The sequence below is a fragment of the Chryseobacterium sp. CP-77 genome (genome assembly GCF_036362765.1).
In the GTDB taxonomy this organism is placed as follows: domain Bacteria; phylum Bacteroidota; class Bacteroidia; order Flavobacteriales; family Weeksellaceae; genus Chryseobacterium; species Chryseobacterium cupriresistens.
Map to the genome: position 1 here is coordinate 2276667 of NZ_CP143637.1, position 17774 is coordinate 2294440.

The window sequence follows — 17774 nt, forward strand, 5'->3', positions numbered from 1 at the left end:
TCTCAAATGTAAGGCTTTTTGAACGTTAAAATAAATGAAGTCCCCTCATTATTACTCTCAAAATCAACATTTCCTCCAAGTCTTTGCATAATGCGGTGCACAATAGATAATCCCACTCCGTTTCCTTTGAATTTCTTGGCATTATCCATCCTGTTAAAGATTTTAAACATCTTATGTTTTTCCTCAAAAGGAATACCGATACCGTTGTCTGAGATCCTGTAAATAATGGTTTGTCCATCTTCCGTTCCTTCAATTTCCACTTTCGGAAGATCTTTATGGGAAGAATATTTCACAGCATTGTTGATGATGTTCAGAAACACCTGATGAAGCATTGTCTTATCAGCCAGTACATCCGGACATTCCTTGATAATAATCTCACTGTTAGCACTTCCGTAGGTCATCTTTGCATTTTCAGATATTTTCTCAATAGTATGCGTTGTTTTCAGACTTTCAAGCTGAATTTCGCTGTGCTTGGCACGGCTCAGCTGCAGGACGTCATGCATCATTTCAGCCATATTATCAATTTCTTCAATAATGGCATTGATCTTGGCTTTACTTTTTTCAGAATTATCGGCAAGGTTTCCCAGAAGCATTTGCGCATTCAGTTTCATCACGGTGAGAGGTGTTCCCAGGTCATGAGAAATGGTATAGGAAAAACTGTCAAGTTCTTCATTTACTTTTTTAAGCTCATCATTAAGCCTTTTAATGGCGTTGTAATTTTTATGGGAAGTTTCTAAGATCAGATCCCTTACAGCCTGTACTGCACTTATATTTCTGGAATTCCACCTTTTGGAATGCCCCTTGATATTTTCTGTAAAAATGCGGAATGAAGTTCGGGGAGATATTATTTGTCTTTCCTCTCCATTCTGAGAAAATACACTGACTTTCTTCTCCGGATTTCCGGCCCAGTTGATATGTTCATCAAACTCTTTTCTGAACCAGATCAGCATTTCATTTTTATCCCTTTCAATAAAATAGATGGCAATGCCCGCTGCATTTTCAGTCAGTTCGAGTTCTTTGCCATGATCTTTAAGGAAGTTTCGGCTCACATAAATACGTTCATCGGTATTACTAAGCGCCCATACTGCAATTCTTCCAATACTTTCGAGATCAGGAGTACTTCCGTCTGTTACTATATTTTCATCAGAAACAATGGCAAGCCCATCTGCTTCCGGTAAGTTTCTGATTTCTTTTTTACATTCAACAAGAGAATCAAAGAGATTGTTATGCTTTAAAAATTCCGTTTTCAGCTGAGACATTCTATCATTGAGTTCCAAACGGTAATTCAGCTCATTTTTTGATTTAAAGGAAGAATAGGCATTTGCTGCCAGAGCTGTAAAAATTCCGGCCTGTACTCTATCTTCAAGATCAATATGTTTAGGTTCAACATTCTGGCAGGTTACCAGACCCCAGAGATGATCATCAATAATAATGGAAACACTGAAGCTGGAAGCCACTCCCGAATTTTTCAGATACTGTGCATGAACCGGTGACATTCCTCTGGATGCGGAGTAAGTAAGGTCAATATTTTCAGGACTTCTGCTTAAAATGGGAACCGTATCCGCATATACATTGCTGAAGATTCTTTTTCTTTTTTTCAGATAAAGATCACGGGCCTGTTTTGGAATATCAGATTCCGGGTAATGGAGCCCCAGAAAACTTTCCATATTTTCATTTTTCTTTTCAGCGATTACTTTTCCGGAACCGTCCATCATGAATTTATAGACCATCATTCGATCATAATTTACCACCTTTGAAAGAGTTTCCAGGAGATGATTCCAGAGTTCCTTTTCATTATCGATGATGTAAAAGTTATCATACTTATTGGAAATCCGTTTGTTAGGATTAATGACAACCTCTTCGAACTCCAGAAAAATATAAAGTTCGCTTCTGAAAACAGAGAAATGATATTCTTTATCATTTATAAAAATCTTATCGAAATACGTTTCATTCTTACGTCTGGTAAACTTATCCAGCGAAGTATAGATTTCTGAATCAATAATGCCCTGAAAACTTTCCGGAAAGTCAGTAATCTTTCTTCCGAACAGCTCCTCCGAGCGATCAATTTTAAATAGATCCGCAATATTCCTGCTAAAAAAAGTAATGGTACGGGATTCTGCATCAATGCCAATCAGGTAACCAAAGTCTTGTATAGAACCCGGAATATGGATAGGTTCTTCATGGCATTCTATAAAGTTCATATATCTCTTCAGTCTAGTAATCAAATATAGCGTTTTTTTGAACAGCTTTCAATTTTGTGGTATCTATTTTCAAACCTCAGTATATCAGGCATTCACAGGAAACATCTGTATAAAAACACGTTAAAATATTCTTCATTTTAACCCTTTTTTTATGTCATTTCTTTAAAATATACGAAAAAAGATTCAATAATGCAATACTCAATCTTTAACCATGATTCATAACATAAATTACGGATTATTAATCTTAATAATTGTTTTATTTAAACAATTTTCGCTAAATTTATATCACCAAATAATGAATATGACGAAAATTCATTGAATTATTCACAACAAATTCAATACAAAATTTAAATTCAAATAATACTATTATGAAAAAGTTCCCATTAATTTTATTTTCTCTGATCCTCTCCGTAGGATTATGGAATCCTTCAGAAGCCTGTACAAGGGTCGTTTACAAAGGTCCCCAGAATACCGTTATTACAGCCCGTTCCATGGACTGGCGTGATGAGATCCCGGTCAATTTATGGGTACTTCCGAAAGGAATAGACCGCAACGGACTGGTAGGACCAAAATCTGTAAAATGGACCACCAAATATGGCAGCCTTATCAGCTCTTCATGGGATATTGCTTCAGCCGACGGAATGAACGAAAAAGGATTGGTAGCCAATCTGCTCTGGTTAGGAGAATCCCAGTATCCTAAATTCGACGGAAAAGGAAGTAAAAAGGGAATTGCCATTTCATTATGGGCACAATATTATCTTGATAATTTCGCTACAGTAAAAGAAGCCGTAGAGTTTTCACGAAAAGAACCTTTCGTTATTGTTAGTGACTATATTCCCGGGACAGAAAGATTTACCACCGTCCATCTTTCCATTTCCGATGCTTCAGGAGATAATGCTGTATTCGAATATATTGACGGAAAGCTTGTCATCCATCATGATCCGTCTTACACGGTAATGACCAATTCTCCTATTTTTGAGGAGCAGCTTGCCCTTAACAATTACTGGAAAGGTATTCCGGGGACCGTTATGCTTCCGGGAACCAACCGGGCTGCAGACCGCTTTGTAAGAGCTTCCTACTATATCAATGCAATTCCTCAGACTGCAGATACACGTACAGCTGTAGCCAGTGTTTTCAGCGTAATCAGAAACTGTTCCGTTCCTTACGGGATCACTTCTGCCACAGAGCCTAATATTTCTTCTACAAGATGGCGTTCTGTTTCTGATCAGAAAAACCTGGTGTATTATTTTGAAACAGTCTTTACTCCAAACACTTTTTGGGTAGATCTTAAAGAATTTGATTTAAGCCCAAAAGGTAAAGTAATGAAACTCGATCTTAGTAATTACCGTACATACAACGGAAAATCCAATGCAGAATTTAAAGAATCTGCTCCGTTCACCTTCTTGGGATTAAAATAGATATTTCGCCACAAACTACTTATGCTTAAGTAAATCTGGTCCCTGCAGATGAAGACCTGAGTATTCCGCACTTTGAGTGAATGTATGATCATTCATAATGCATCGGATACATGTGGTAAAATAAAATTTACAATAAAAAAACAAAAATAGATATGGCCTTTTTTTCGATTAAAAAGAAAAGCCTGATCCTGTGTATGCTGGCCTGTGGGTTATCAGCTTATGCACAAAATCAGGATTCTCTGAAGACCACACCTCCTCCACAGGAAGACAATATAAAATATCCGCAGCTGCAGATCAAAGGCCTTTTTCAGGCACGCTATCTTGTAGGAATGAGTAAAGATGTAGATGTAAACGGGCTTCACCACACCGATGGCTCCGGAACTGATAATAATTTTATGCTCAAATACATGAGAGTCCAGGTTCGGGCGCAGATCAGTAAACGTACTGAAGTGGTTGTTTTGGCTAACCTTGCCGATTTTAAAAATGATCCCAAAAGCAGAGTTCTTGAAAATGCTTACCTGAAGTATACTTTCAATCCCAAATTAGCGATTACCGTAGGACAGTTCAGACCTTGGTTTGGTATTGAAGAGACCTACCCTATTGACATTATTAAATCTCTGGATTGGTCCAATCAGTATACAGAATTTGGAAAACTGGGCTGGACAAGTTTCCAGATCGGGATGTCTGCTACAGGACAGCTTCAACTGGGAGAAATTCCTTTCCAATATGCTGTTTCAGTGGTAAATGGAAACGGAAAAAACCAGATCAATGATAATGACAATGGAAAACAGTATTCTACCCGGCTTGTTTTCGGATTATCCAAAAAATACAATTTCAATGTAGGACTGAATGGTGGTATCGGAGAGGTTTTTAGCAAAAAGGTATATGCCCTGGGCGTAGATCTGAGTTCACTGATTCACTTTGATCCAAAATGGAGCCTTGATATGCAGCTGGAAGCTAAGCAGGCTACCAACCATGTTCTGTACAATTCTATTGCCCCTGAATTACGTCCTGAAAACCCAGACCAATATCTGATCCGTGGAGCTTATTTTCTTCCGAACCTAAGATATGAGATCAACCACAAAAACCTCAGCGCCTTCGAACTATCCTGCCGTTACGAATATCTTGATACCAATTTCAGAATGGCTTCCAACCCAAGACAGACGATTACCCCGATGTTCGGATTGGAATTCCTGAAAAATTATGGGGCAAGAATTCAGCTGGGGGTTCAGTTTGACCGCTATAAACATCAGATAGAAAATACATCACAATACAACAATAATCTATTCATTGTACAGGTACAAAGTAGATTTTAACGATTAAATAGTAGTATCATGAAAGAAATTAATATTAAAAACGTAGCGATCACATTTGTTGTTGCGTTAATTATATGGTTCATTCCTGCTCCGGAAGGTGTTGCAGAGAATGCCTGGCATCTGTTTGCCATCTTTGCGGCAACCATTTTAGGAATCATTCTTAAGGCAGCACCAATGGGAACAATGTGTATGATGGCCATTGGTTTTACAGCCCTTACGCAAGTGGTAGCTCCGGGAGACGCGGGAAAATCCATTACCAAAGCGCTTTCCGGTTTTGGAGACAAAGTAATCTGGCTGATCGGGATTTCATTCTTTATTGCCAGAGGATTTATCAAAACCGGATTGGGAAACCGTATTGCCTTTTTATTCATCAGAGTTTTTGGAAAAAGCTCACTGGGACTGGCTTACGGGTTAGGACTTGCCGACGTTTGTCTTGCGCCTGCTATTCCGAGTAATACTGCAAGAGGTGGAGGGATTATTTATCCTATCATGAAATCTATGGCGATAAGCTTTGATTCTGTTCCTGAAAAACCGGAAACTCATAGAAAATTAGGATCATTTTTAACGTTGAACAGCTACTATATGAACCTCATCGCTTCTTCTATGTTCCTTACCGGGACAGCCAGTAACCCGATGTGTCAGAAGTTTGCAGCCAACCTTGGTATTGATATTACCTGGATGTCATGGGCTGCAGCTGGTTTTATTCCTGGTGCAGTAGCGTTCTTTGTCGTTCCCTTGGTATTGTACAAATTATATCCGCCTGAATTGAAAAAAACAGGGGATGCCCCGAAAATGGCAGCTGAGAAATTAAAAGAAATGGGGCCTATTTCCAGAAACGAATGGCTGATGCTGCTGGCATTCTTCATTCTGCTGGCCCTTTGGATATTCGGTGGAGCACTTTCTATTGATGCTACAACAACAGCTTTCATTGGCTTAACCTTATTGCTGTTAACCTCAGTATTAACCTGGGAGGACGTAAAAGGTGAAAAAGGTGCATGGGATACTATCGTTTGGTTCGCCGTACTGGTGATGATGGCAAGCTCTTTAAATGAGTTGGGATTCATTGGATGGTTCAGTAATCTTATCAAAGTACAAATCGGAGGATTGAGCTGGCAGGTAGCTTTCCCGGTTATTATTGTAGTGTATTTCTTCAGTCACTATATTTTTGCCAGTGCTACTGCTCACGTAGCGGCCATGTATGCGGCATTGCTGGGTGTAGGGGTTTCTTTGGGAATTCCACCAATGTTACTGGCGATGATGCTTGGTTTCATGGGTTCAATTTACGGGGTGCTTACTCATTACGGCCACGGTCCGGCTCCGGTATTCTTCGGTAGTGGATATGTTGACCTGAAAGCCTGGTGGCTCAGAGGTCTTGAAATAGGAATTGTTCTATTAATCATCTATATGGTTGTAGGAGGATTATGGATGAAAGTCTTGGGATATTATTAATCAATACATCAAAAATATGTTATCAACACTGTCAAGAAAAATGCTGATGTGCCTTACAGGACTCTTTTTGGGATTCTTCCTGTTGATTCATTTCCTAGGAAATCTTCAGCTTTTTCTTCCGCAAGAACAGGCACACCTGCAGTTTAATGCCTATTCGCATTTTTTATCAGGAAATATTATTATCAAAATTGTTTCTTACGTCTTGTATGCCAGTATTATTCTGCATGCTGTAGACGGCCTTATTATAACTTTAAAAAATAAAAAATCCGGTGGCGGTTATCAGTCTGACGGACGTGGAAGAGCCAGTACATGGGCTTCCAGAAATATGGGAATTCTCGGAACATTAATCCTGATTTTCCTGGTGATCCATTTCCAAAACTTCTGGTATATCTACAAATTCGGAAATCCTCCTTTGGATGAGAACGGAAATAAAGATCTCTACATTCTGGTAGTAAATGTCTTTAAAGAATGGTGGTACGTTATCATTTATGTTGTATCAATGATCGCTTTGTGTTATCACCTGATTCATGGAATACACAGTGCTGTAAGAACCCTGGGATTATATCATCCTAAGTTCGTACAATGGTTCAAAACGATCGGAATTGCCTATTCAATCATTATCTGTGTAGGCTTTGCATTGATGCCAATTTATGTATTCTTTACTTATCATTAAACAGAACGGTCATGATTTTAGATTCAAAAATACCACAAGGCCCATTGGAACATAAATGGGAAAATTATAAAAAGAAAGCAAGACTCGTAAACCCTGCCAACCGTAAAAAACTGGATGTGATTGTGGTAGGAACAGGACTTGCCGGAAGCTCAATCGCAGCTTCTTTGGGAGAAATGGGATATAATGTGAAATCATTCTGTTTCCAGGACAGCCCGAGAAGAGCACATTCAGTGGCAGCGCAAGGAGGTGTGAATGCCGCCAAAAACTATAAAAACGATGGTGACAGTGTGTACAGAATGTTTGTAGACACTTTAAAAGGAGGAGATTTCAGAGCCCGTGAAGCCAATGTCTACAGAATGGCAGAATGTTCTCTGAACCTCATCGACCAGGCTGTAGCACAAGGTGTACCTTTCGGGAGGGAATACGGTGGATATCTGAATAACCGATCCTTCGGAGGAGTTCAGGTAAGCCGTACTTTCTATGCGAGAGGACAAACGGGGCAGCAGCTTCTTCTGGGAGCTTATCAGGCTTTAATGCGACAGGTTGGAAAAGGTTCCGTTCAATTATTTTCAAGACATGAAATGCTGGATCTGGTGACTGTTGACGGCAAAGCCAGAGGAATTATCGTAAGGAATTTAGACACGGGAGATATTGAAAGACATGCAGCTCACGCTGTAATATTGGCAACCGGAGGTTACGGAAAAATTTATTATCTGTCTACCCTTGCCATGGGATGTAATGGCTCTGCCATCTGGAGAGCCCATAAAAAAGGAGCTTTAATGGCTTCCCCAAGCTGGATTCAGGTACACCCTACTTCCCTTCCTCAATCCGGAGATTATCAGTCTAAACTGACCTTAATGTCTGAATCATTACGTAATGACGGCCGAATCTGGGTTCCATTAAAAGAAGGGGAAACAAGACAACCCAATGACATTCCGGAAAATGAAAGGGATTATTATCTGGAAAGAAGATATCCGGCTTTCGGAAACCTTGCTCCAAGAGATATTTCTTCCCGTGCGGCCAAGGAAAGAATTGATGCAGGTTTCGGAATCGGGCCTTTAAAAAATGCAGTATATCTTGATTTTTCCAAAGCAATACAGGAACAGGGAAAAGATAAGATTAAAGAAAAATATGGAAACTTATTCGATATGTATCTTAAAATAACAGGATATGATGCGTACAAAGAACCTATGATGATCTCCCCTTCTGCGCACTTCTCAATGGGAGGCCTTTGGGTAGATTATGAACTGATGACTACTGTTCCGGGATTGTTTGCTTTAGGTGAAGCTAATTTTGCCGATCACGGTGCCAACAGATTAGGTGCCAACTCACTTCTGCAGGCCTCAGTTGACGGATATTTCATTGCGCCTTACACCATTGCCAATTATCTGGCGGATGAAATTCACACCGGAAAAATTTCACCGGATACTCCGGAATTTGAACAGGCTGAAAAGGCCGTTAAAGATCAAATTAATGGCTTCATCAATATCAAAGGAACCAAAACCGTTGATTATTTCCACAAAACATTAGGAAAACTCCTGTATGATTATTGCGGACTGGCCAGAAATGAAGAAGGACTGAAATACGCCATTCAGGAAATCCGAAAACTGAAACAGGAATTCTACAAAGACGTAAGAGTTTCCGGACAGGGAGATAAAATGAATACCGAACTGGAAAAAGCAGGCCGCGTAGCCGATTATTTCGAAATAGGAGAACTGATGTGCTATGATGCTTTAACCCGTAACGAATCTTGCGGAGCTCATTTCAGAGAAGAATTCCAGACTCCGGACGGAGAAGCCATGAGAAATGATGCAGAATACCAATTTATTTCTGCCTGGGCCTGGAAAGGTGAAAATGGTGAACCTGAAATGATTAAGGAACCTTTAATCTTTGAAGAAATTCAGCCAACGGTAAGAAGTTACAAATAAAAACAGAAAATTATGGATTTACATCTTAAGATATGGAGACAGAAAGACAGAAAAAGTGAAGGAAAACTGGTAAGTTATGACCTGAAAGGATTAAATTCCCATATGTCTTTCTTAGAAATGCTGGACACTTTAAATGAAAAACTGATTATTGAGGGTGATGAACCCGTTGAGTTTGATCACGACTGCCGTGAAGGAATCTGCGGACAATGTGGAATGATGATTAATGGTATTGCCCATGGTCCTTTGAAAAATACAACCACCTGCCAGCTTCACTTAAGGTCCTTTAAAGATGGGGAAACGATTCTGATAGAGCCATTCCGTGCTGAAGCATTTCCGGTGAAGAAAGATTTAAAAGTAGACCGTTCTGCTTTTGACAGAATTATATCTTCGGGAGGTTTTGTATCTGTGAATACAGGCCAGGCTCCTGATGCCACAGCAATTCCGGTGACCCACCAGACGGCTGAGGAAGCTTTTGATTCTGCAGCGTGTATCGGATGTGGAGCTTGTGTTGCCACTTGTAAAAATGGAAGTGCAGCTTTATTTACCTCTGCAAAAATCAATCACATGGCACTCCTTCCTCAGGGAAAAGAAGAACGTAGCAAGAGAGTACTGGATATGGTGGCTCAAATGGATACGGAATTATTCGGGCACTGCTCCAATACAGAAGCCTGTGAAGTAGAATGTCCACAAGGAATTTCTGTCCTGAATATTGCCAGAATGAATTTTGAATATAACAGGGCCTTGTTTTTCAGAAAGAAGAATTAACCCGAGAAAATAAGGATGCTACATTTAAAAGGGCAAATTTGAAGATTCAAATTCGCCCTTTTTATTTTTTGTCAGAGATGATTTTTTCTTTTTATGCATCCATCATCGCCACCACTCTCGCCGGAGCTGCAGAACCGCCAACAATTTTTAACGGAAATACACAGATTTTAAATCCGGATGGAGGTAATGCACTGAGATTTGTAAGCTGTTCGATGTGTAAATATTCTTTTTCGATTCCTACACGATGGCCTTCCCAGAAGAATTCAGGATCATTGAGTTCTTTCGCTTTCTGAGCCATATATTTCAGAGGAAGATCCCAGCCCCACTGATCGATTCCCATTACTTTTACGCCCTGGTCAATCAGCCATTCTGTAGCTTCTTTACTCATTCCCGTTCCTTTTTCTACGAAATCCGGAGTGCCCATCATTTTGTCGCGATCCGTTCTGATCAGAACAATATTTCCTTCCTGAATGGTAATTCCGTTTTTATCGAGATCTTTTTTCAAATCCTCAACAGTGATAGCAACAAAATCTTCTTTATGCGTACAATCAATCACAATTCCGTCTCCGTAGCACCACTCCAGTGGAATCTGGTCTATCGTTTTAGCAGGCTTTCCTTCTACTACAGGGCCATAATGCCAGGGAGCATCAATATGTGTTGTAGCATGAAGTCCCATATTTTTGATCGTGTCATCTGCCCAGCCTATCCAGTTTTTAGGAAAAAGCCTTGACGGAAGCCTCAATGCCAGACGAATCAACCAATGCGATTTTCTATGGGCTTTATGTTTGATTTTCACCCTCATGAACCATGGGTCTCCTGCATTATACTGAATTGGCTTTGTTAAATCGACAAGTGTTGTTTTCATATGATTTAGCTAAGAAGACAAAGATAATGAATAAGGCAAAAAAACGAATAGATATTAGCAAACGAAAAAAAGATTAGCCATTACTGATCGTTTTCTAATTCTATCGGGTTTTCATATTTTTTGTTTTCTTCTCGTTCTTTTTGTCTTTGTCTTATCATTTCTTGACCTTGTATAATGGTTGTTCCATAACTTGCGAGTACAGCAGCGGCATTGGCTTCATTATTTCTAACTGCTTGCTTTAATTTTTGTTGTGTGGTTTCTATCGCATCTGTATATCTGCTCTTTTTAATGGTAATTAATTTACCATTTAATTTAGATGCAGGTATAGATTTTACCAATTCAAAATCAAAATCTCCTTTATCATCTGTTATTTTAACAATCAGTCCTGGTAATCCGCTAAATTTATATGGACCGTAAGGCAACGGAATTTCGGGATCATACCATGCTATCCAGTTCCGCCCTTTAAAAGTAACTTCTGCTTTCTTACAAATAATTGTATTGATTACTTTGGTCTCATCCACAAGCCTCCAATTCTTTATTATTGGTTCTTTATAGGTAAGTAAAGACATTCCAGCTGATCTAAAATATTGTATATTTTCGTTGGATTGAATTATGGTAAAAGATAAACCTGTTTTTGGAATCACTACCCCTTTTTTCCAGCCAAGAGTTATACTGCCGTCAGCATTATTTGTGCTTGTTCCTGAAGTGGCCATTACCGAATCACCTTTTAGCGATATAACACTTGCAAAAAATGCACGGTTATCTCCTATCTGTAATGAGAATTGTTCTTCATGCTGATAATCAGTCCGTGTATCGAATTTTGCTTTTAATTGATAGGTAAATTCCCCACGCAGAGTATCCTGTTTGTATGATTGTGTATAAAATAAAACACTATAAAATAAAATGAATATTTGTATTAGTTTTTTGTGGTAATGCATAATAGATAAATTGCATTTATAGTATTTACTTTTCAACATTTTTTATCTTTCTCTAAATTCCTCTGGGAATCATAATCTGCTTCGGATCATTTTCGTCATACATGATCTCAATAGTTCCTTGTTGAGGAATGGAAGAAAGCTTTAAAAGACTCACAATTTTCTTATAAACAGCAATATGTTCAGTCCCTCTGAAATCTTTAAAACTTACCTGAAACATGATTTGTGGCTGATCGTTCACTGTAAGGCCTGTCTGGCTTACACTGATAATATTGGCTTCAGCATTTCTTCCTGAAAAAAGAATACGTTCTTCTTTTGTATTTTTTAAAAACTTCCCGAAAATAAGCTGAAAAACCAGGACATAAATAATGGTCATCACCCCGCTGAAAATAATCGGGTGCATGAATGTCAGAAACCTCCAGCCGAAATCAAAAGATTCTCTCCAATAGAAATAAGAGTATAAGCCAATAACATAAGCCATCAATAATACAAGAAATACGATTCGTAAAATCATTCCTGATGTATTGAATCCCACTTTCTGGTCACTTAAAATAAAATAGGGTTCCTGTGATACCTTAGGATTCAGCAGTACTTTGATTTTGTTTCCTACATCAAATCTTTTTTCCTGCGGTCTGGAATCATGAAACATCATTTCATGTTCTATCACCGTATTGCTGAGATTGGGAAATGAAAGCCCGACCTGAATGAGATTCATGTTTTTTGCAGGAATGTATTTCAGAAGCTTATAATCAATAATTTTGGCTTCTCTTGGAATTCCGTTCTGTACAATGGACCGGATCGTATTTTTCTCTTTAAAAGTTGTAATGAAAAGCTTATTGATAAAGAAAATAATCACATATCCCCATATTAACAAAGAAAAACCGAGATACCCATAGCTCACCGCTAATGAATTTCTCGGTTCTGTTGCCAGCTCCTCCGTCATCATGTAAATGAAAATCGGAAAAGGAACGCAGAAAAAAAAGAGAAAAGCTCCCCAGAAAATGATCATCAATTTCATAGCTGTTATTTTGTAATCAGCAATAAAGTTATGATATTATTATGGAACCGGAGATTTCTTTTTATACCTCTTTTTCGAAATAAAGTCTGTAATATTTTCCTTTATCATCCTCACCCATCTCGATTTTTTGTCGGTCTCCGTGGATGTAGATATGGAAGTTTTTATCTAATTTAATGATACTTTTAAAGTGTCTCTGCGTCTTTTTTACCGCTGCTTCACTGATCGGGAACTCTTCAGCAATATTCACCTGCATGTCCTGTTCGTAATCTGTTTTAAAGTTCACAAAACTTTCAATCACATGCTCATCACCCAGTACTTCACTGGCAAATTCATCCAGCTTAAACTCTTCTTTTTCTTTGAAGAAATTGATAGACTTGTTCAGGAAATCTGCCTGGTCTGCTTTGGAAACTTCAAATTCCTGAGGAAGCTGTTTGGTGATATAATCTTTATACACCATCAAAGCTTCCTGCGTGTGGAAATATTCATCATCACGCTGTTTTACTTTCAGGAAATCTTCAAACCAATAATACATATCCCCGTTTTTGTTGTTGTCAACTACGGAAAGTACATACCCTGTTTCTTTATTGTTGTTGTAGATCAAAGCTGCTTTATCAATTTTGGATAAACCAATACCCTGGTCTTTTTCAATATCAAATGTTTCTTCTGCAGGATTGATTTTCAGGAAAGATTCTCTCTTCTCCGTTTTAAAAATCCCGATTTTATCCACTCTGTCCGGACGGTCGCTTTCATCTTCAAAAAGTACGATAAAAAGCTCTCCACTCTGAACTCTCGGATTTTCTGCCGCTTCGAAAAGATGTTTGGCAATATTCTCAGATTCCCAGATAAACTTGGATTTATCATCAAAAATTTCAGATACGGCACTGTACACCGGATTATTCACCAGATAAGTGTCACTGTAAAAATGGAAGGTTTCTTCCGATTTGAAGGATCCTAAAAAGTAATCTTCCAGCAATTCTGCCATTCCTTCTTCCAGTTTCAATTCTTCTTGGGAAAGTGTCAGGGAATCTCCGTTGATCTTATTTCCGACTCTGTGTACTATTATTTTTGAAAACATTTTCTGAATATTTGGACTGCAAAGATATTCATTCTTATCCTTACTGCGAAACTTAAAAATAATATTGATTTTGAGATAACATAAACTTTATTTTTAACCACAAAAGGCACAAAAGTTCTTATTTTAAATCCTTTAGCCCATTTTAGAAGCGTAATGATACACACTAAAAAAAGTTCACTAAAGGTGAAAATCTTAGATTTTCAAAATTTCTGAGTACTTCTTAACTATAAAGCCGATGACCTTAAATAATTTAACAGTTTAACTCTTTTGTGACTTTGTGGTGAGTTTTAAGGCAAATCATTTATTTTTTCTCCCATTTTGATAAAAACCTTATCATTTTGACAGGCTTTTTTGTTTAAAAAACTCGCCTATAAAATCATAATTTATTAATTACCAACACATTAAATACATTCCATTTTCAACGGAATATCATTGGCATCATGATTTGAAAACATAGAAAAATGGACTTAAAGACTTTAAACAGAATCGACAAGCTCAGAAGGTTAAAAAGCAAAGGACCTGCAACTCCAAAATGGCTTAAGCCCTATCATATGCTCTTTTTTGCTTTTTTAACCATTTTCATTTTTGGAGCCTTCATCAAAATGCTCGAACACTATCACCATTAAAATATAATACGATGAACTATTTACAAGCCGTAAAGGAAATCACTGATGTGGTTCCCGATTTTGAAAAAGAAGTAAAAGAAATTAAAATTCAAAACTCATACAGCATTATCCGCACCTTCACGGAACGTATTAAAAACATGATCCGCCAGAATGACAGAAATCTACTGTTCAGAAGTTTACAGAAAATGGACAAAATTTATACTGACGGAGATACAGTTTTAAAGAATGCAATTGAGACAACCTTTATCTATTCTCTGGATAATTGTACTGCTTTCTGCACTGAGGAATACAGAAAAGTGATTTTTAGTCACATTTCTGCCAACCTTCAGAAAGTATATTCAAGACAAATTTACACTCACGGCATATAAACGTTTTGTTACATTTTTTATCCGTTTCATTACAAAGTGTTTAAATTAAACAAAATTAAAAATAACTCACAATCAATAGATTATGAAAAACAAAATCAGAAGAATTTCAGACTGGAAAACCTGGAAAACAACGACTAACAGACACAATGCAGAGATATTATTCACTCACATTGCTGTGATCGTTGGAGTATTTATTTTTGCAGCCTGCCTTTAAATTTTGGTATACATTTCGCTGCACTAAAAAGTGTTTGAAAAATTCTTAATTATGATGAAAGTACAAATGCAAACTATTAATCAAAAAATAGCTGTTGAATACTTAAAATTTTTCTATCCGCCACTTCGCAATGAGATCACCCAGCTGTCTGTACAGGACAATTTCGCCGGGATCATGCAGGCTACCGTGAATTATCTGAAGCACCTGCTGCAGGAATCGAAGATCAATATCATTGCCCATCACATCAAGCTGATGGACTGGATCTACAGAAACGGGAATTCTTATGTAAGAACCATGATTGAAAACCTGTTTGTAAGGTCTTTCGAAAGCTTCAAAAAACATGCAAAGATCCAACATTGGAAACTTCTTTACCAATATATGCCTGTCAGCTTCCAGATCATTTATAATGAACAGCAGAAGCAGGATCAGATGTATTTTGGGAAATAAATTAAGTCAAAAGGCGAAAAGGTAAATACACGTTTACCTTTTCACCTTTTATTTTTACCTTTGCCCAATTATAACTTCCACTCTGTTTCGTTTCCCTAATAGATGCGAAACTTCTTTATAAATATACCATGAAATACTCTTTTTATACCCTGATAATGACATTGTCATTGATCTCGTGTGAAAACAACGATAATATAATTGATGATCCGAGACCTGTTGATAAAAATGTTTACTCGTTTCAATTTAAAAGTTATACTGTAAAAAATACAGTGTTGTATAAAGGATCAAACGGAGAAAAATCTACTCCGGATGAATCTTACCTTGCCGATTACTGGAGCTTATACCAGGAACCGGCCTGGAAAAAAATAAATCTTGATCTTAAAAATAAAACGATCAGGTTATTCTCAGAAACCTCAACTACAGATTTCACCTATAGTTTTACCATCGTAAATGACTCTGTACTGATCAAAGAGAACAACAATAATAAACCATCTTACATTGGTGATTTCAATAAAAACACGTCATCCTTTACTTTAAAACGAACATACCGATATGTTAAAAAAGTACCCCGAGATGATCATGACGCACTATTGATTACCAAAAGTGCTCATTTTGGAACCACTCAATATGAAAATATTTTTGTCAATATATTTTCCACTCCTTCTGAAATGATCAAAACAGGAGATCAGGTTTTATGGACTAATATCGAATATTCTTATCAGGAATAATTGTCATGTATGATTATCCAAAGCAAATCCCCGGAACTTACTATTCCGGGGATTTGTTTATAAAAAAGTGGTAAATCTTATTTCTTCACAAATACTTTCTCTATAATCTGTGCTTCCTCATTACTTAGTTTTGAGGCTTTCCCAAGTTTGGCAATAAAAGTATTTACTTCTTCCGGTGTGGCTGGCGATCCCAGATTTTCTCCTTTGGCATCAAAAGAATCCGCTAAAAATTCTCCCTTGGAATTAAGAATCAGCCAGAAAGGGAGTCCGGCATTTTCTCCATTAAATTTATTCATCAGCTCTTGTCCACCGGGATTCTCAAGACTTTTTTTATCACCTCTTTCCTGAACGTCTATGTAGGCTGTGACAAATCTCTTATCAAAAATAGGTTTGGTTTCAGGAAGATCCATATTTTTTTCCATCATCTTGCACCATTTGCACCATGAAGCATGGAATACCAGTAAAACATTTTTCTTACCTGCTTTAGCTTCTGTGAAAGCCTTATTTAAGACAACATCTGCTTTTTCCTGTGCTGCTCCCAACTGAAACAATAACAGGGTTACAACGATAATAATTTTTGAGTATTTCATTCTGAATTTTTATTTAAAATTTAAACGAATTTAGGTATTTAATCGTTCAGTTATTTTATTTAACTTTAATTATTTATAAATAATGAGCTATAAATATTTCTACTGTTTTCTATTCACGTTTAGTCTTACAATATCTAATGCTCAGGTCTCTGAAGCAGTAAAAAAACTGGCACAGCCTTTAGACAATGTCTCATATGCAGAGTCTCCTAATATTGGAGTTGGAGGTGAAAAAAGCAAAATTTATAATCAATTTAAAAAAGTTGCCAAAATAGCCAGTAATGATGAACTCTATTATTATGCGATGAATGGCAGCAATGCGTTAAGGGTTTATTCCGCCAAGGAGCTATTTAAAAGAAATGATAAAAGATTCTTAGATATCTATACTTTCTATTATAACAATCCTTTAATGATGAAATATACTTTGGGATGTGTCGGAGAAAATAAAAATATTTCAGAATTTTTAAAAGATGAAGTATACTCTACCCAGTATTATATTTCGCTGCGGGATCAGTTATTAAAAAATAAAGATAAGCAAGATGAAATATCAAAATTACAATTAAACCAAATCAAAGAGCTGGGTTATGGGAAACTTACAGAAGAAAATATCAATGCAGTTAAAAAGCAGTTAGAAAAAATTGATAATAAAAAATCAAACTAAAATTTATCTGCTCAATATAATCGGCAAAACCAAAAGTATAAAAAATATTACTATACCCGCCGAATTTTCGTTGGATAATAGTTTTATTTTAAAGAGTATTTAAAGGAGCCTTAAACAAGACTTAAAATCTTTTTAATATCCTTACGGTTTTCCACATTTGGTGATTAGAAAAATAATTTTATATTTAAATTGTTAAATATTTAAAAAACATAATTATGAAAAAAGTATTATTACTTTCAGCATTTATGGTTGCTGGACTTGTTTGTGCTAAAGAAAGCACTTCTAACAAATTAGAGTCAAAAAAGGAAAAACAGCAAATTACAGCCTTTACAAGGTATTTGGTGACTATCAAAACTATTTGTGGAACTACTTATCAAACAGTTTTTGATTCTGAATTTGATTCAAGTGATTGCCTTTACAACGAATGGGAAATGTATAACAATCAAGATTGTGGGCATTCCAGTTATGAAAATCCAATGACGTAATGAAAAAAATAATAG

Annotated in this window: 18 protein-coding genes; 12 read left to right on the forward strand and 6 right to left on the reverse strand. The window is 37.0% G+C overall.

The genetic code is table 11. From position 1 onward, the window contains the following. Positions 1-2 precede the first annotated feature (2 nt). Positions 3-2225: an ATP-binding protein gene (locus V0410_RS10065; protein WP_330747371.1), complete on the reverse strand. Its 2223-nt coding sequence runs from the start codon at positions 2223-2225 to the stop codon at positions 3-5. Between the two features lie 344 nt (positions 2226-2569). On the opposite strand from V0410_RS10065, the gene V0410_RS10070 reads away from it, so the two are divergent. From V0410_RS10070 to V0410_RS10095, 6 genes are all read left to right on the forward strand, one after another. Further along, positions 2570-3619 carry a linear amide C-N hydrolase gene (locus V0410_RS10070; RefSeq protein ID WP_330747372.1) on the forward strand — a complete coding sequence of 350 codons (1050 nt, stop codon included), beginning with the start codon at positions 2570-2572 and terminating at the stop codon, positions 3617-3619. A gap of 152 nt (positions 3620-3771) precedes the next feature. Further along, on the forward strand, positions 3772-4935 hold the full coding sequence (locus V0410_RS10075) for a porin (RefSeq protein WP_330747373.1): 1164 nt from the start codon (positions 3772-3774) through the stop codon (positions 4933-4935). An 18-nt stretch (positions 4936-4953) separates the two neighbouring features. Then, on the forward strand, positions 4954-6384 hold the full coding sequence (locus tag V0410_RS10080) for an anion permease (RefSeq protein WP_089690053.1): 1431 nt from the start codon (positions 4954-4956) through the stop codon (positions 6382-6384). Positions 6385-6400: 16 nt separating this feature from the next. Further along, on the forward strand, positions 6401-7057 hold the full coding sequence (locus tag V0410_RS10085) for a succinate dehydrogenase cytochrome b subunit (protein WP_330747374.1): 657 nt from the start codon (positions 6401-6403) through the stop codon (positions 7055-7057). An 11-nt stretch (positions 7058-7068) separates the two neighbouring features. Continuing rightward, on the forward strand, positions 7069-8985 hold the full coding sequence (locus tag V0410_RS10090; protein ID WP_330747375.1) for a fumarate reductase/succinate dehydrogenase flavoprotein subunit: 1917 nt from the start codon (positions 7069-7071) through the stop codon (positions 8983-8985). Positions 8986-8997: 12 nt separating this feature from the next. Beyond that, positions 8998-9750 carry a succinate dehydrogenase/fumarate reductase iron-sulfur subunit gene (locus tag V0410_RS10095; RefSeq protein ID WP_330747376.1) on the forward strand — a complete coding sequence of 251 codons (753 nt, stop codon included), beginning with the start codon at positions 8998-9000 and terminating at the stop codon, positions 9748-9750. Between the two features lie 91 nt (positions 9751-9841). Here V0410_RS10095 and V0410_RS10100 read toward each other — a convergent pair whose 3' ends face one another. From V0410_RS10100 to V0410_RS10115, 4 genes are all read right to left on the reverse strand, one after another. Continuing rightward, complete coding sequence (locus V0410_RS10100) at positions 9842-10615, reverse strand: cyclase family protein (protein WP_330747377.1); 774 nt, start codon at positions 10613-10615, stop codon at positions 9842-9844. Positions 10616-10695: 80 nt separating this feature from the next. After that, positions 10696-11592, reverse strand: coding sequence for a GLPGLI family protein (locus tag V0410_RS10105; RefSeq protein ID WP_330747378.1), 897 nt, complete (start codon positions 11590-11592; stop codon positions 10696-10698). Positions 11593-11605: 13 nt separating this feature from the next. Then, on the reverse strand, positions 11606-12568 hold the full coding sequence (locus V0410_RS10110; RefSeq protein WP_330747379.1) for a hypothetical protein: 963 nt from the start codon (positions 12566-12568) through the stop codon (positions 11606-11608). 61 nt (positions 12569-12629) lie between these two features. Then, positions 12630-13643, reverse strand: coding sequence for a nucleoid-associated protein (locus V0410_RS10115; RefSeq protein WP_330747380.1), 1014 nt, complete (start codon positions 13641-13643; stop codon positions 12630-12632). A 637-nt stretch (positions 13644-14280) separates the two neighbouring features. Between V0410_RS10115 and V0410_RS10120 the strand changes: the two genes are divergently transcribed. The 4 genes from V0410_RS10120 (at position 14281) to V0410_RS10135 (ending at position 16026) form a co-directional block, all read left to right on the forward strand. Then, complete coding sequence (locus V0410_RS10120) at positions 14281-14637, forward strand: DUF7674 family protein (protein WP_330747381.1); 357 nt, start codon at positions 14281-14283, stop codon at positions 14635-14637. Positions 14638-14719: 82 nt separating this feature from the next. After that, entirely contained in the window at positions 14720-14851 is a 132-nt protein-coding gene (locus V0410_RS10125) for a hypothetical protein (protein ID WP_262710328.1), read from the forward strand. A gap of 51 nt (positions 14852-14902) precedes the next feature. Then, positions 14903-15298, forward strand: coding sequence for a DUF7674 family protein (locus V0410_RS10130; protein WP_062674152.1), 396 nt, complete (start codon positions 14903-14905; stop codon positions 15296-15298). Positions 15299-15426: 128 nt separating this feature from the next. Beyond that, positions 15427-16026, forward strand: coding sequence for a hypothetical protein (locus tag V0410_RS10135; protein WP_330747382.1), 600 nt, complete (start codon positions 15427-15429; stop codon positions 16024-16026). 77 nt (positions 16027-16103) lie between these two features. Here the strand turns inward: V0410_RS10135 and V0410_RS10140 are convergent, their stop codons facing one another. Next, positions 16104-16616 (reverse strand): thioredoxin family protein, encoded by a 513-nt coding sequence (locus V0410_RS10140; RefSeq protein ID WP_330747383.1) that lies wholly within the window; start codon positions 16614-16616, stop codon positions 16104-16106. An 82-nt stretch (positions 16617-16698) separates the two neighbouring features. Here V0410_RS10140 and V0410_RS10145 point away from each other — a divergent pair, with 82 nt between their 5' ends. Together V0410_RS10145 and V0410_RS10150 are read left to right on the forward strand one after the other, a co-directional pair. Then, on the forward strand, positions 16699-17274 hold the full coding sequence (locus V0410_RS10145; protein ID WP_330747384.1) for a hypothetical protein: 576 nt from the start codon (positions 16699-16701) through the stop codon (positions 17272-17274). 215 nt (positions 17275-17489) lie between these two features. Then, entirely contained in the window at positions 17490-17759 is a 270-nt protein-coding gene (locus tag V0410_RS10150) for a hypothetical protein (protein WP_330747385.1), read from the forward strand. Positions 17760-17774: the final 15 nt, after the last annotated feature.